Genomic DNA, 13,672 nt, shown 5'->3' with positions numbered 1-13,672 from the left:
CGCCTGCGGGTGATCTTTGACCACCTTGACCATCCCGCAGCCCTTGGCCCCAGCCCATCACCCCGGCTCCGCGGTTCGCTCTTGTATGCCAGCACACGACGAGCGGGAGCACCCACATGAACTCCTCCCCCGGCGGCAACGTCAAAAGCCTTGGGCCCGGAATGCAGTCAAATGGCGCGACCGCCACCCTGCACGCCGCTGTGCGCCTCCCCGTGACCGACGCCCCGACATGGGAGTCGGCCACGACCGTGGGGATGGCCGACCCGGAGGGATGGACCACCAGCCAGCTCGCCGGGATAGCTGCCGGAAGCGCCCGGGTGTACAGCCGATCGCGCCTCACCGTGGTCCACTGGCCCGGGGACGTGGAAAGGGCCGCCCGGGTGGCCGCCGTGCTCGTCGACAACGCGGTCCGCCACGGCGGCGCCGTGCGGGTTCCGATGCGTCTCGCGCTGATCGGTACGGGCGAGCTCCTCATCGAAGTCACCGACTGCCGACCGGAGTTCCCGGGATTCCTCGACGCCTTGACGTGGGAGCCGGCCGAGCTCGAGCGCCGTAGACCCGGCCTGTGGCAGGCCCGCCACTTCGGCGCGGTGCTCGCGCACGTGGCGAACCGGGACGGCACCAGAAAGACGGTGCAGGCCGTGCTGACACCGACGGAGGTGTCGTCATGACCGCCGCACTGCCCCAACGTGTGGTCGACCCGGCCCGACAGATCCCGCCTGCTGGCGAAGCCGTCTTCAGTCCTCTCCCTGTGAACATCAGCCGCGAGGACGTCGCTTCCGACATGGGCGACCTCGCTACCCGCGTCCGGAACTTGATGGAGCTCCAGGGCGGTCGGTCAGCCCACCTCCCGTTGGGCGGGAACCTGTTCGACGTCGTGGCCACCGCGGGTGGCGAAGCCGCTCGGGCCATCGTCCAGCTCATGGACGAGGTGCAGATCGACGGCTGCGGGCCCGTCATCGAGGATCCCGTGAGGTCATGGCTGTACTGGCTCGTGCCACCTGGCTCCAGCACGCGGTGGGCACCGCATCAGTACGGCACCTGCCTCGGTCGGCCGTACCAGATCGGCCTGCCACCGATCGACCGGACAGAGCCGCCCGGCGCGTACTGGCTCAGGCCGTTCAAGAGCGACCGCCTGGTGCCCCTGGCGCCGCTGCGGGAATTCCTCGACTCCTTCCAGCCCTCGCCGGTGCCGCACGAGGCGCTCCTCCCGGCCGAACTGAGGGCATCGTGACGCGAGCGGTCGTGACCATTTCCGATGAGGCCCCGCTCCTGGCCGACCGTGGGAACGTCGCTTCGATCGAGCGGACGATCACCGAGGCGACCCGGCCCGGGGTGGCGATGCCGCCGCGAGCCACGCTCGCCATGCACGTCACCGCGCTCACCGCCGACGTGAAGACGCTGCTGCCCGCGGTCTCGCGAGATCACCCCGCGTATCAGTGCGCCCAGGGCCTCGTCCTGCCCCGAGCCCGACCGTGCGCGCAGACGAATCACTACGAGCTGTGGCAGTACTCCCTCATCCTCGCCCACGCCGTCCAGGACCTGCTCGACGTGGCCCAGCAGGAAGCAGCACCCCATGACTCCCAACACTGAGCAGCACGCGACGCCGCACCAGGCCGACGATGCCATCGACCTTGCCGCGACCTGGCGCGAGGTAGAACGCGCACTCGCGACGCCGCCACCGCCCCGGAACGACATCCTCTTCAGCGAAGGCGACTGTCCCGGGCCCAGCGTGGCGGACCAGACGAAGAGGCTCCTCGCCGGGCTTCCTCCGCTGCTGACTGCCTGCCAGGCCGTCGTCGAGGTGTGGGAGCCCGAGCCGAAGCAGATGGTGCTCCGGATGATCCAGGACGGCCACGCGCTCATCGTGCGGCGGCCGTTCGCCCCGAACGCCGAGCAGGCCCACGCCTACCTCCAGCAGCTCGCCCGGGACACCAGAGCCGTCACAGTCCTCGTCTACACAGGCCGGTGATCCACTGCGCGGTCGTCCGCGTCGGGTGGTCATCACCGTTCTGACCGGCGCTGCCGCCCCGGCCGCCACCTTGAGAACCGGCCGCTGATCTCTCGCTCCACATCCGACAGAGAGCGGGCGGTGCCCGACGCCTACGGACTGTGCGCCGGCGCCACGGGGGCCGTGCGCGCCCCCTTGCACCGGCGACGCACAGTCCTGTCAGCAACTCCTCCTTCGTCGCGCCCGCGGCCCTGGTGCCGCCGATCGCGATCTACGCAGATCCCAACTATCCGAAGGACACGACCACGTGACCAGCTGCGACATCCGCCAGGAGACCGACCTGCATCCGGAACTCGCCGAGCAGGTCGGGCCCATAGCCGAAAAGGTGGCTCCGGCCCTGCAGGAGGTGACCGGGCTCCCGCTCGGCCGCCTGCTCATCCGCATCGTCGATCACGAGGAATTCATCACCGGCACGATGGAGGAGCGGCGGCGCGTCTACGCCCGCGACGCGAAAGACTTCGCCCTGACCATCGGGGCCACCCGCGCACTCCACGACCGCCTGGAGACCGAGGATGAGGAGCTGCGCCGGTCCTGGATGGGTGCTGGCGTCGCCACCGTCACCGACGCCGCGGGCGAACCGCAGGTTCTCGTCGCGCCGGAGAGTTTCCACCACGCCGGGTTCGGGCCCGAGGTGCTCATCAAGGGACTCGCGCAGGAGTTCGCTCATGTCGCGCAGCACCGAGCGAGCGGCGGTCAGGTCGTCATCGCCTACAACACGGGCCGTCCCGATCTGCGGGGTTTCAGTGATCTTGCGGTGGGTCATCTGTTGCACGGGCACGCCGAGTGGGCCGACCGGCAGGTCACCCGGGTGTTGCTCGGCTACGAAGTCGAGCTGGGTCGTCCCACCGGCCGGGAGACGCCCGAATACCTGGCTATGAGGCGGGAGTTCGCCGAGCGCATGCGGGACTCCGAGACCGCGCCCGCGCACCCCGCCCCCTCGGTCGACGTCTGCGAGGAGGGCCTGCGCTGGGTCACGGCGGTCATCGACCGGCTGGGCGTCGAGAGCTTCAACCGCGTCTGGGGCCACACCCGGCTCGGGCCGACCCACCGGGAGATCAAGGACCCCGACGGGTGGATCCGGCGCCTCGCTCATGATGCCCGCGCTCTGAGCATGTCCGGGGAGAACACGTGACCTGGTGGTTCTTGGGGCTACACCTCAGGCCTCCCGTTCTGGTCAGGGGGCACTTCACCAGAACGGGCCCGCCGAGCACTCGCCGCTGGGGGGTCAGAGCGAGCGCACGGTCGCGCACCTGAGGCCAGGGCTCAGGAGCGCCCCCTGGGTGCCGCGCTTCCCCTCGTAGGCGCGGCGCCCAGGATCAGTCACCGCCAGCACAGTGCCCTCCCGGCGCGGCCAAGGCCGCGCCGGGATCGGGCAGAGCACCAAGTCCCTGTTCTCCAGCCGCAACAGCGGCTTCGCCGATCGGAGAGAGCCATGCTCACTGCACCGTCGTACCGCAGCGTGGAAGAGGCCTACTTAGCCCTGCTGCACCTGGTCTTCGACGCCGGGCACCACATTGAAGCGCGCGGCAACAAAGCCCGCGAGGTGATCGGCATCGGCTTCCGACTGGCCGACCCCCGCCAGAGGCTCCCCTATCTGGCGTGTCGCAAGGCCAACCCGGTCTTTCAGTTCGCCGAGGCACTCTGGTACCTGGCCGGCCGCCGCGACCTGGAGATGATCGGCTACTACGCGCCGTCCATGCGCTTCAACTCCCCCGACGGCGTCAACCTCGGCGGATCCGCCTACGGTCACACGCTGTTCAAGCCGGCCGCAGGCGACCACCGGTCCCCGTTCGACCGGGTCCTGGAGCTGCTGCGCACCGAGAAGGACAGTAAGCGCGGTTACCTCCAGGTCTCCTCCACCGCCGAGCTCGCCATCAAGGACAACCCCGACATGGCGTGCCTGTCCGGACTGCACCTGCTCGCGCGCGACGGGCGCCTGCACATGGTGTGCCACATGCGCGCCAACGACCTCGACTGCGGCCTGCTGTCCGACGTCTTCAGCTTCACGATGATCCAGGAGTACGCGGCCGTGCAGCTCGGCGTGGAGCTGGGGACGTACACCCACTTCATCGGCTCCGCGCACGTCAACGATCGAAATGCCGCACGCGTCAAGAAGGTTCTTCGCGAAGCGGACCTGCGTCCCGGCCCGAAGTACTTCCCGTTCCCCGCGATGCCGACGAGGACCACTCACGCCTCCATCACGCGGGTCCTCGACCACGAAGAACTGCTCCGCACGAACAAGGTGCAGTACAGCGCAGCGGACATCGCCGAGCTCGACATCGACGCGTACTGGCAGCAAGTCCTGCTGCTCTTCGAGGCCTACCGGCAGATCGTGCACGACAAGAGCAGAGCCGCCCGCCGGGACGTGCTGGAGGCGCTGGACCCGGGCCTACGCTGGCTCCTCGGACACCGCTGGCCGACCTGCGCAATTCCCGGAGCCGAACAGTGAGCGGGAAACCGCGCAGCGGGGCCGTCGTGGACGGGGTCGACTTCGCCCGCCGGGCGGTCGTCCTGTGCAAGCCCGACGCAGTCGAGCGCGGCCTGGTGGACGCCATCCTTCGACGGATCACCGCCGCGGGCTTCACCGTCACCGACCGCCGCGATCTGATCGCGCAGCCGTGGCAGGCCCATGTCGCCTACCGGGATCTCCTCGCGGGCACCGGCGGCACCCCACAGATGCGTGCCCCGCACCTGGATGCTGCGTTCGCCGACCGGCTTGTCGTAGTGGCGCTCGCACACGGCAAGCCGGGGATCCACGCACGCCTGCGGCAGCTCCTCGGCCACACCGATCCCACCCGCGCCGTCCCCGGCACGATCCGCCGCGACCTCGGTGACGACAGCCTGGCTGCCGCGCGCGCGGAGGGCCGACTGGTGCGGAACTTGGCGCACACCTCAGACGACCCGGACGCCGCGCGCCGCGACTTCGGCACCTGGTTCGGCGCCGTGCTCCCGCCGACCCCCGACTTCGAGCGGTGCTCCGTCATCCTGTGCAAGCCCGACGCTGTCGAGCGCGGCCTGGTGGACGCCGTCCTGGAACGGATCATCGCCGCGGGCTTCACCGTCACCGACCGCCGCGCCATCACCGCCGAGGCATGGCAGGCCCACGTCCACTACTGGGACCTGCTCGTGGACGCCGACCATTTCCCCGACCGGGACATCCCCGCCTGCCTCGACGCGGTCTTCGCCGACCGGCCTGTTGCGGTGGCGCTCGCGCACGGCGAGCCCGGTTTCCACGACCGCCTGCGGCAGCTCCTCGGGCACTTCGACCCCCTCCACGCCGCGCCCGGCACGATCCGCCGCGACCTGGGCGACGACAGCCTCGAGGCGGCCCTCGCCCAGAAGCGCCTCGTATGGAACCTGGTGCACACCTCGGACGATCCGGCCGCCACGCGCCGCGACTTCGGAACGTGGTTCGGGGCCCGGCACAGCGAACTCCTGACGCCTCCCGTCCCGCTCCCGCCCCTGCCCGCCGACGCGTAACTCCCCTCACCCGTCTCTGTGGAGGACTCCATGACCGTCCCCGTCACAGCGCCCCGCCGTGCCCTGCCGATCCTGTCCCCCGAAGCGGTCGGTGGCCTCCAGCCGGCGCTCGCCGACGTGATCGAGTACCGCAAGTCGGGGCTGTCGCTGAACTGGATTGTCGGCTGCCCGCTGGAGTGCGGGTACTGCGTCCGGCACCTCTTCGACAACTTCGAGATGAAGGTTCCCCGCCGACTCATGAGCGATGAGGAGGCAGTCATCCGGCTCCTGGGGAACCCGTACTTCCGGGCCCACAAAACGCCCCTCCAGCTCCTGAACCGTGCCACCGACCCGATGCTGCCCACCGTGAAGCCGCACCTGTTCAACGTGCTGCGGCAGTTGGACGAGCGGGGCCTGACCAACCACGTTCTGATCATCACCCGCTGGAGGGTGACCCCCGAGGACTGCGCCGTCCTCAACAGCTTCCAGCACCTGCGCCTGACCGTCCTGGTCACGCACTCCCACATCGCCGATCCGGCCATCGAGCCCGTGGACTCCCGCATCGCCGCGACGAGTCTGCGCACCCTGTACGAGCACGCCGAGCGGTACCGCACCATCCTGTACTGGCGGCCGATCGTGCCCGGTCTGAATGACGCCGACGCCGACATCGCGCGGGCCCGGGAGCTGTCGCAGCACGCGCACGCCACGGTGTTCACCGGTTTGTTCTTCCGCGAGGAGATCGCCGCGTACTACCAGGCTCATGGCCTTCCGATGCCCTACGAGGAAACCGCCCGACGGAAGATCCGGCCGGAGGCCACCGAGCAGCGCATACTCGACGCCTTCGAACAGGACGGCTCCTGGGACGCCTTGTTCCGCAAGACCTCCTGCGGCGTGGCCTACGCCCACCAGGAGGCCGACTACAACGGGCACTACGGCATCCGGGAACTGTGCGACATCTGCCCGCCCCAGCAGCTCGCCAAGTGCCAGGCCGCGTGGGTCAAGCCCGACCTGACGGCCGTCACCCAAGAAGCACGTGGTCTGGGCGCGACCGGCCCGATCGAGATCACCGACCGTGCCATCGTCGTCGAGGGACTGGACGAGCCGCCGCGGTACTACCTCCAACACGGCTTCGGATACCAGTGCCACGACCGCGACAAGCCCCACCGCTACCGCCAGCACGGCCGCGCCCCGATCGGCTGGAAGGCGGGGAACGGAACCACCGCCGCATGAACTTCTCCTCCTGGCCCCCGCTGCTCGTCGTCGACATCGAGGGCAACGGATGCAATCCGCCCGACCTGGTCGAGGCCGCCGCCCTCCCCGTACACGGCGGACACCCGGACACGAGCACGGCGGGCTGGTGGCTCACCCGGCCGCACCGCCCGGTCACATCCTTCGCCGCGGGCGTCCACGGCCTGACCAACGAGCGGCTGGAGCAGGAGCCGGGCTGGGAGGAGATCGCCGAAAAGGTCCACGCCTTCCTGGGCACCGCGTGGATCTGCGCCCACAACGCGCACGTGGACTACAAGGTGCTCACCGCGCACCTGCCGCAGTGGCAACCGGCCGGAGTGCTCGACACACTCCGGCTGGCCAAGGCCACCTACCCGGGCCTCGCCAAGTACTCCCTCGACGCCCTGATCACGCACGTCCAGCCGGACCTGAGCGCAGCTCCCGCCCAGCGCCACCGCGCCACGTTCGACGCCTACGCCGCGGCGCAGCTCCTGATCGCCATGGCCGACCACTACGACACCTGGGACCGGCTCGTCGCCGCGGCCGTGCCGCCCGGCCTGCCGGGAGTCCCCGAACCAGAAACGGACCCCATGCTGTGGTGACCTCGACTCAGGCCCTACGCATCGGCGTGATGGGCACGCACTCCACCGGCGAGACCCATCTCCTCAAGGTCATCGAGAGCCAACTGCGCGCCCACGGCGCCTTTGTGGCCCGAACCGACAGGCTCGGGGACCGCCGCACCGCGCTCGTTCCGCTGTCGAAGATGCACCAGCACATGCCCAGCACCAGCAACCACCGGCACCTCGCGGACATCGTCAACGCCGCCGGTGAAGGTGGACGCTCGTGACCGCGGCCGCGCCCGCCCGCGGCACTGTCCGCCCGCGGGCCCCGTACGAGAACTGGCGGCCCCCGGTCGTCGGGGTGATACTCCTCGTGCCCGTCGGCGCCGATGCCCTGCTCGTCGCCGACGCCACCGGCCACGGTGACATCACCCTTCCGACCGGCTCCGTTGAGGCCGGGGAATCCCCTGAGACCGCCGCCCAGCGGGCACTGCGGGGCGGCGGCCGGAGAGCGACCAGGGAGTGTGAATAGGCATCCCGGGCGAGTCAAGCTAAGAATCGTCAGCTCACCGATCCGCAGCCGGACACCTTCGAGGGCTGACTGCGGTCTTGGATGTTGCAGACACGCAGGCGGATGTCACGCACGTCATTGAATTCGAGGTCGTAACCGTAGTGGTGCGGGCCATCGTCCTCGGGGAGACTCGTCCACGGGATCTGCTGCCAGGACCCTGACCGGTATTTCAAGCCTGAGTACTGCAGGATACCGTCGTCAATCCAGCTGTCGCAGTCGGCTTCCGTTGCAATAAAGGCATCGCCTGCGGTGTCGTACTTCGGGTAGGCACCGCCGTTTCCATCCTGCTGATACTCGTACCAGCCTCTGGCTATCCAGCAGTTCTTGTAGGACGATCCCGAGAGTTGTGACGCGGCTACTACAGCAGAAGCCGACGACGGGAGCAGGGCCAGGGCGACACCGGAACTGAGGGCACTGATGGCTATGGCCGCCTTGCTTGATCGAAGCATGTCAATTCTCCTGGAGTGGTGGAGCTTCTTCTGGGGAGTGGATCGGCCATCCCCTCAGCCTGCGACTGTTTCCGCTGAGTGCAAATCGGTGAGTTGAGGCCGCCAAGCAGTGAAGTTTCGCGTGCTGGCTGCTGGCCATGGCGTCAGGGGGATTCGCCGCCACCTAAAGCGTGTTGCAGGGCCAAGCAAGCTGCCATGAAGAAGTCTTACGCCAGAGTGGGCCTAGAAGCTGCAGCGTGTTTGGGCCCCACCATTCTCGAAATGCCCGTCGTAGATCCATCCTCGGGTACCGGTCGAGTAGGACCAGGTGTTCCCGTGAGCGTTAACGACGAAGCACGCCAGTCGAGGGTGGGCTCCGGCGGGAAGGTTGGCCGACACCTTGTCGCAGACTTCGTACGGACCCGAGCGGACAGGGGTGCTGTCCTTTGTCTCGTCAAACCAGAATTCGTCATTCGTCGGTGTGCCGTAGTTGCAGGGAGAGGCCTTGGAGCCTGCCACGTGGATGGCCTGCGCGGTGGCCGTGGGCAGGCCGGCTACGAGCACTGCGGTCACGGCGGCACCCGTGAGTATGCGTCGAATGTTCATGGTGCTCCCTGGTCTGGTTGACGAGATGCGTTGGCGTCCAGCGGCAGGGCCGTCCGGCGTGTAGCTGTTGCTAACTTCGTCGCGTTCTCGCCATGGTTTCGGACTCGCCCGAAACCATGGCGAGACACCGCGATGCCGCAGCCGCCCTCGGCCCTGCGTCGAACTCCGGTGTGTGTCCAGATTGCTGTGGAGCTTGGGCGATCGCCTTGTACGAAGGCGCACTCTCTTCACGGGACATGCCAGGCGCACGCACGGTGTGGGGTCTCAGGCGGAGGTTGAAGCGTCCATGGAGTCGAGGAACAGGGGTGAGCATGTGGAGCGTCGTGCTCCCGAGCGGTTACGGGCCCAGGTGGTGATGTACCGAGGTCTTCGCACTGCGGGGCGGGGACCGGTCCGGCTCAGTCTTCCCGCGGCCACCGTGACGTTGATCCTTGGCTGGGGCGACCCTCTGGGCCTGTTCCACGGGGCCGGGAGCGGTCTGACGGCGCGGACGACGTGGCATGCGATGCTCGCCGGTCTGCGGACATCGCCGGTGAAGGGCGGCTATGAGGGTGTCGCGGAGGCGGTCGAGGTGGAGTTCACTCCACTCGGCGCGTACATGTGCCTGGGGTTGCCGCTGCACCACGTGGCCAACGGCCACGTGCACCCGGACGAGGTACTCGGCACCGGCTGGTCAGCAAGACTCACCGAGCAGCTCGCTGCGGTGCCGGATTGGGAAAGTCGCTGGACGGTTATCGACAACGCCCTGACCCGGAGGTTGGTAGACGTTCCACCGCCCTCGCCAGTCGCCGTCGAGGCATGGAGCCGGCTGCGCGCCTGCCACGGGCAGTTATCCGCCAAAGATCTGGCCGACGCCACAGGCCACGGCAAACGGCGGCTACAGATGCTCTTCCGTGAGCAGATCGGACTGCCGCCGCAATCCGTCAGCCGGATCCTGCGGTTTCAACGGGCGCTCACCTTGCCGTCCGACGCCTGCCGGTCGCTCGCTGACCGGGCGGCTCTGTGTGGCTACTACGACCAGGCACACATGAACCGCGACTTCCGCGACCTAGCCGGACTCACCCCCGCACAGCTACGCCTTCGCGCCGACCATGCCGCATCCCGAGGCAGAGCTCCTGTCGAAGGACGCCTGGTCAATGTCGCCGATCATTGAAGCTGCCGCCTTTCGCCCTGTCCGGTGCAGGCGGCGGTGCTGGGCTGGCGGAGCCCCGCCGGACTGCACGGCTAGCCGTCGGGAGACCGTGGCGGCCGGCTCCGGGGGGATGTCGCCGGGATAGAACGCGGCGGTGCCCTGCAGGGTTTCCTGGTCCGCTCGGGCCTGCCGGAGGCGACGTGTTGCAAGAACGGCTTGTAGGAGGTGGCCGACGAACGGTGCCGCCCGGCCGGGCGCATCGTCACCAGCAGGTCGGCGACCTCGATGCCGCTGCGGGCATGGATGGCCCACGCAGAAGCCCACATCCAGTGGGCCTTCATCACCCTCATGGCCAGTCGGCTCGCCCGCCAAAACCCGCCGCTCCGCGGCGGTGATGGCTCAGGAACAGCTCGCGGCCGCCGCCTGACCGTTCCTGCCGTTCGTCTGCCCGTCCAACGACGCCAAACTGAACGGAAACCAGAACCGGCTCACTCCTCACAATGCCGTGACCTGCGAAAAGGAGATGTGAAACAGCTTCTAAAGCCGCGGTTCTCCCGGAGGTTCCTCCGGCGAGATGTGCTGTTGAACGTCGGAGGCTGTGCGGTTGGCGTACGGGCTCTTGGGATTCGGTGCTCGCGACGGCGCCGGGGGCCGCTCGGCCTCGGCATGTTGCTGTGCGCCGGGCTGGCGTCGTCGGGCGAGTTCACCACGCAGGCCGGCATCGCGGTGGGCAGCTCCCCGGGCAGTGCTCCGGGCCCCGGTCGCTTGGGTGCGGAGGTTCTCGGCTGCCTGGTTGTCCTTGGCCTGCGCACGGCGAAGCAACGCCGCCTTGTCCCGCTTGAGCATCGCCGTTTCAGCGAGTACGCCCTCATGTTCTGCGACAGGTCCGGCGACTGCGGCGACGTCGTGGAGCCGTGCGCGGAGCGTCTCCAGTTCCCGGGCACCTTCGTCACGGTGCTGATGAAGCTGGTCGCGTTCCGCTTCGGCGCGAGCGCGGTCGTTGCCGCGTAGTGCGGGACGACCGAATCGACCGGTGGCCGTGAGCTGCTCTTCGAGCTGCCGTAGCCGTTCGTCCGTGCCGCGCTGTCCCTCGATGTGGTGTGCCATGGCGCCGTCTAGGGCCCGGATTTCACGGATCGCCTCGGCCCGAGTGGTCAGGTCCTGGTGTCGACGGTTGAGGGCGAGGGCATTCGGGCCGGTGCCCGCTGCCGCCTGCTGTTCGGCACGGTCGGCCTTCGCTTCGGCCTTCTTAGCTGCCCCGCCCGTGACCCGGGTGGCGGTGGCTGCCTTGCGGATGGCTTCGTGCAGGGCCGCGTTGCTCAGGTGTGCGTACGGGTGGTCAGCTATCGGATCGGCGTCCGGGGTCGACATCGCGGGCAACTCCGCAGCGCTCGGGGTGCGTTGGTGCTCGGGCCGCGGTGTGTCCTCGGGGCCGACGTCCTCATGTGGGTCACCGTTTCCAGGAGCGCCTGGGACGGGCAGGTCGGCCACAGCCTGCTGGACATGGGCGGGGACGGCGTTCTTCGGGAGTTCGGTGAGGATCATGCGCTCCTCGGTGCCGCTCTCGATCTCGCGGATGAGGCCCGTGACAGCGCGGTCAAGCTGTTCCTGGTCGGTGAGCGCATCGCCTCCGCGGGCGCGGTCGGCGTCGGTTTCGTAGACGGACAGCGGCAGGAAGAGGTGGGATTCCTTTTTGTCGCGGCTCATCATCGTGTAGAGCGCGTTCGCCTGCGCGCCGGGGCCGTAGACCAGGGCTTCTTGGATGCTCAGGCCCTGGGACTTGTGGCCGGTGATCGCGTGAGTCGGCCGATCGAGGAGGGAACCCCGCCCTCTTCCCCGCAACCACGACGTCGCGGCACCTGAGCGACTCGCCCCTCCCCCTCCGAGAGAGGACCCGCCGGAGGCATGAATGTCCTGAGGCCGGCACCGACTGCCGTCATGTGAATTCTTCCCGGGCCCGTGCCTACGGTGCGGGTCATGAGCAGGTATTCCGAGCACCAGCGCGCTGAAATTGAGGAAGCCGTCCAGGCCCTGATCGGTGAGGTGGAGGACATCGTGCACCACCAGGTCGCGGACGGCCGTTGGTGTCCATCCCGCAAGGAGATATCCGAACTGGACAACGAGGGGCTGCGGCAGGTGGCAGATCGGCTGGCCCAACAGATGGTCAAGGCGGCCGACAAGGTGCTGGCCGCTACCGCCACCCCGCAGAACCTCGGCGGTGAGAGCTGATGGCAACGGCTTCGACGGCAGTAGTGAGTGCGGCCGAACTCCGGCGCCGGGTGCGGGAGGTCGAAGCCCTCCAGGCGAAGACGCGGGAGCTGGCGGCAGCGAACGTCCTGACGACGCGGAAGGCCGCCGCGGACGCGGCGGCGGCGAAGGAGGCCGCGGACGTCGCGGCGCGGGAGGCAGCGGCGGCTGCTCTGCGGCTCTTCGGTAACGACGCCGAACTGGTCGCGCAGCTATTGGGGATACCGGCTGATGACCTGGAACGCGAGGCGAAGCCTGTAGCCGCTGCTCGGGCCAAGGAGGTCATCGAAGGACTGCGTGCTCGTGCGGAGCGTCCGCGCACCCGGCGATCACGTTCCACACGTTCGACAGCGGCGCCGTCCACCGCTCCAGCACCGGCAGTTCCGGTGGTCGTAGACCCGGACGACGGCCGCTCCGGAGCCGCGTGAAGAAGGCATTGGGCCCGGCCTGTTCCCGCTGTCCGCGGTGAACCGGCGGGCTCTTGAAGAGCCGGAACGGTGAGGCGTCTGGGCAGTACCGTGCCCTGCCCCCCCGGCACGAGGTGCACTCCGCGCGAAGCGGCCGCCGCAGAGCGAAGGAACGGACCGACAACCGCATTCGTGAACGGCAGCCGCTTCCGCCCACGCTGGTCGAGCACGTGGAGAAGAAGCACAGGAAGTCGCGCGCCCTGCTTGAGGCCGCGGCAGGTATCCCGCCCGGCGAGGAGTTCACTCATGCCGGCCGCTCCTACCGCCGGACGAACAGCCGAGCTGACCAGGCAAAGCTCGCCACTCCAAAGCGCCGGTGCGGGTGGAAGACCTCGCCACCGGCGAGGCAATCCATGCCGAAGGAGCAGAAGAAGACGCCTTCTGGGATTGGGCCTACGTGGAGACACTGAGGCTGAGCGGGGTCCGGATCGAGGAACTTGTCGAGCTGACGCAGCTCAGCATCCGGCAGTAGCAAAGGCCGAACGGCGAGGTGGTCGCCCTCCTGGTCATTGCGCCGTCGAAAACCGACCGAGAGCGCGTCATTCCCATGTCGGCAGAGCTCTTCCATGTGATCGCATCTGTGATTCGTCGCCATATCACCGGCGAGCAGAGATCTGTTCCTCCTCTCCAGCGCTGCGATGCGCACGAGCGACAGTGGTCTGCATCCATGCCTTTCCTTTTCCAACGTGGCTCACGAGGCGGCCGAGGCGTGATCAGCCCTCACACGATGGCCAATCGGATCAGGACGCTCTGCCGCGAACTCGCCGAGTCGAACCCGGCCTTCGTCGACCTGACGTTCGCCCCTCATGATTTCCGCCGCCTGTTCGCTACCGAGATCGTCAACAACGGGCTCCCCACCCATATCGGTGCGGCACTGCTGGGCCACTTGAACATCGAAACCACCGGCGGCTATGTAGCCGTCTTCAACGAGGATGTCGTACGTCACTAGCAGGAATACCTGGCT

Annotated in this window: 18 protein-coding genes; 16 read left to right on the top strand and 2 right to left on the bottom strand. The window is 68.4% G+C overall.

The features are described from left to right. Window positions 1-116 precede the first annotated feature (116 nt). From AC0KTA_RS25995 to AC0KTA_RS25945, 11 genes are all read left to right on the top strand, one after another. A complete protein-coding gene (locus tag AC0KTA_RS25995) occupies window positions 117-671 on the top strand; it encodes an ATP-binding protein (protein ID WP_481050631.1) in 555 nt (184 codons plus the stop codon). Next, window positions 668-1,234, top strand: coding sequence for a hypothetical protein (locus AC0KTA_RS25990; protein ID WP_481050630.1), 567 nt, complete (start codon window positions 668-670; stop codon window positions 1,232-1,234). Before AC0KTA_RS25995 ends, AC0KTA_RS25990 begins: the two co-directional genes overlap by 4 nt. An 11-nt stretch (window positions 1,235-1,245) precedes the next feature. Further along, window positions 1,246-1,593 carry a hypothetical protein gene (locus tag AC0KTA_RS25985; RefSeq protein ID WP_481050629.1) on the top strand — a complete coding sequence of 116 codons (348 nt, stop codon included), beginning with the start codon at window positions 1,246-1,248 and terminating at the stop codon, window positions 1,591-1,593. Then, on the top strand, window positions 1,577-1,972 hold the full coding sequence (locus tag AC0KTA_RS25980) for a hypothetical protein (RefSeq protein ID WP_481050628.1): 396 nt from the start codon (window positions 1,577-1,579) through the stop codon (window positions 1,970-1,972). The genes AC0KTA_RS25985 and AC0KTA_RS25980 overlap by 17 nt, the downstream gene beginning before the upstream one ends. A gap of 286 nt (window positions 1,973-2,258) precedes the next feature. Next, window positions 2,259-3,143, top strand: a complete 885-nt coding sequence (locus AC0KTA_RS25975) for a zinc-dependent metalloprotease (protein WP_481050627.1) — start codon at window positions 2,259-2,261, stop codon at window positions 3,141-3,143. Window positions 3,144-3,443: 300 nt separating this feature from the next. After that, the gene (locus tag AC0KTA_RS25970) at window positions 3,444-4,460 is read left to right on the top strand and encodes a thymidylate synthase (protein WP_481050626.1); all 1,017 of its coding nucleotides are present in this window, start codon (window positions 3,444-3,446) and stop codon (window positions 4,458-4,460) included. After that, window positions 4,457-5,491, top strand: coding sequence for a nucleoside-diphosphate kinase (locus tag AC0KTA_RS25965; RefSeq protein ID WP_481050625.1), 1,035 nt, complete (start codon window positions 4,457-4,459; stop codon window positions 5,489-5,491). Before AC0KTA_RS25970 ends, AC0KTA_RS25965 begins: the two co-directional genes overlap by 4 nt. A 30-nt stretch (window positions 5,492-5,521) precedes the next feature. Then, window positions 5,522-6,700 carry a radical SAM protein gene (locus AC0KTA_RS25960; RefSeq protein ID WP_481050624.1) on the top strand — a complete coding sequence of 393 codons (1,179 nt, stop codon included), beginning with the start codon at window positions 5,522-5,524 and terminating at the stop codon, window positions 6,698-6,700. Then, window positions 6,697-7,299: a 3'-5' exonuclease gene (locus AC0KTA_RS25955; RefSeq protein ID WP_481050623.1), complete on the top strand. Its 603-nt coding sequence runs from the start codon at window positions 6,697-6,699 to the stop codon at window positions 7,297-7,299. Before AC0KTA_RS25960 ends, AC0KTA_RS25955 begins: the two co-directional genes overlap by 4 nt. Then, the gene (locus AC0KTA_RS25950) at window positions 7,296-7,544 is read left to right on the top strand and encodes a hypothetical protein (protein WP_481050622.1); all 249 of its coding nucleotides are present in this window, start codon (window positions 7,296-7,298) and stop codon (window positions 7,542-7,544) included. The genes AC0KTA_RS25955 and AC0KTA_RS25950 overlap by 4 nt, the downstream gene beginning before the upstream one ends. Beyond that, window positions 7,541-7,789, top strand: a complete 249-nt coding sequence (locus AC0KTA_RS25945; RefSeq protein WP_481050621.1) for an NUDIX hydrolase — start codon at window positions 7,541-7,543, stop codon at window positions 7,787-7,789. The genes AC0KTA_RS25950 and AC0KTA_RS25945 overlap by 4 nt, the downstream gene beginning before the upstream one ends. A 29-nt stretch (window positions 7,790-7,818) precedes the next feature. Here AC0KTA_RS25945 and AC0KTA_RS25940 read toward each other — a convergent pair whose 3' ends face one another. Further along, window positions 7,819-8,277 (bottom strand): hypothetical protein, encoded by a 459-nt coding sequence (locus tag AC0KTA_RS25940; RefSeq protein WP_481050620.1) that lies wholly within the window; start codon window positions 8,275-8,277, stop codon window positions 7,819-7,821. 1,003 nt (window positions 8,278-9,280) lie between these two features. Here AC0KTA_RS25940 and AC0KTA_RS25935 point away from each other — a divergent pair. Continuing rightward, complete coding sequence (locus AC0KTA_RS25935) at window positions 9,281-10,015, top strand: helix-turn-helix domain-containing protein (RefSeq protein ID WP_481050619.1); 735 nt, start codon at window positions 9,281-9,283, stop codon at window positions 10,013-10,015. A gap of 516 nt (window positions 10,016-10,531) precedes the next feature. On the opposite strand, the gene AC0KTA_RS25930 is transcribed toward AC0KTA_RS25935, so the two are convergent. Then, window positions 10,532-11,836 carry a P-loop NTPase family protein gene (locus AC0KTA_RS25930; RefSeq protein ID WP_481050618.1) on the bottom strand — a complete coding sequence of 435 codons (1,305 nt, stop codon included), beginning with the start codon at window positions 11,834-11,836 and terminating at the stop codon, window positions 10,532-10,534. 135 nt (window positions 11,837-11,971) lie between these two features. Between AC0KTA_RS25930 and AC0KTA_RS25925 the strand changes: the two genes are divergently transcribed. The 4 genes from AC0KTA_RS25925 to AC0KTA_RS25910 all read left to right on the top strand — a co-directional run bounded on the left by AC0KTA_RS25925 (window position 11,972) and on the right by AC0KTA_RS25910 (window position 13,657). Continuing rightward, the gene (locus tag AC0KTA_RS25925) at window positions 11,972-12,223 is read left to right on the top strand and encodes a hypothetical protein (RefSeq protein ID WP_481050617.1); all 252 of its coding nucleotides are present in this window, start codon (window positions 11,972-11,974) and stop codon (window positions 12,221-12,223) included. Next, window positions 12,223-12,669: a hypothetical protein gene (locus AC0KTA_RS25920; RefSeq protein ID WP_481050616.1), complete on the top strand. Its 447-nt coding sequence runs from the start codon at window positions 12,223-12,225 to the stop codon at window positions 12,667-12,669. Before AC0KTA_RS25925 ends, AC0KTA_RS25920 begins: the two co-directional genes overlap by 1 nt. 361 nt (window positions 12,670-13,030) lie before the next feature. After that, the gene (locus AC0KTA_RS25915) at window positions 13,031-13,180 is read left to right on the top strand and encodes a hypothetical protein (RefSeq protein WP_481050615.1); all 150 of its coding nucleotides are present in this window, start codon (window positions 13,031-13,033) and stop codon (window positions 13,178-13,180) included. An 18-nt stretch (window positions 13,181-13,198) separates the two neighbouring features. After that, entirely contained in the window at window positions 13,199-13,657 is a 459-nt protein-coding gene (locus tag AC0KTA_RS25910) for a tyrosine-type recombinase/integrase (RefSeq protein WP_481050614.1), read from the top strand. Window positions 13,658-13,672: the final 15 nt, after the last annotated feature.

Source organism: Streptomyces sp. Y309 (assembly GCF_056712025.1).
The sequence above is the reverse complement of the archived record's forward strand: the minus strand, read 5'-3'. Positions and strand labels throughout refer to the sequence as shown.

What these genes read in the sequence shown, in the direction of transcription:
- AC0KTA_RS25920 (WP_481050616.1), top strand. Translation starts at nt 12,223, where the DNA reads ATGGCAACGGCTTCGACGGCAGTAGTGAGTGCGGCCGAACTCCGGCGC.
- AC0KTA_RS25925 (WP_481050617.1), top strand. Translation starts at nt 11,972, where the DNA reads ATGAGCAGGTATTCCGAGCACCAGCGCGCTGAAATTGAGGAAGCCGTC.
- AC0KTA_RS25995 (WP_481050631.1), top strand. Translation starts at nt 117, where the DNA reads ATGAACTCCTCCCCCGGCGGCAACGTCAAAAGCCTTGGGCCCGGAATG.
- AC0KTA_RS25980 (WP_481050628.1), top strand. Translation starts at nt 1,577, where the DNA reads ATGACTCCCAACACTGAGCAGCACGCGACGCCGCACCAGGCCGACGAT.
- AC0KTA_RS25990 (WP_481050630.1), top strand. Translation starts at nt 668, where the DNA reads ATGACCGCCGCACTGCCCCAACGTGTGGTCGACCCGGCCCGACAGATC.
- AC0KTA_RS25940 (WP_481050620.1), bottom strand. Translation starts at nt 8,277, where the DNA reads ATGCTTCGATCAAGCAAGGCGGCCATAGCCATCAGTGCCCTCAGTTCC.
- AC0KTA_RS25955 (WP_481050623.1), top strand. Translation starts at nt 6,697, where the DNA reads ATGAACTTCTCCTCCTGGCCCCCGCTGCTCGTCGTCGACATCGAGGGC.
- AC0KTA_RS25970 (WP_481050626.1), top strand. Translation starts at nt 3,444, where the DNA reads ATGCTCACTGCACCGTCGTACCGCAGCGTGGAAGAGGCCTACTTAGCC.
- AC0KTA_RS25960 (WP_481050624.1), top strand. Translation starts at nt 5,522, where the DNA reads ATGACCGTCCCCGTCACAGCGCCCCGCCGTGCCCTGCCGATCCTGTCC.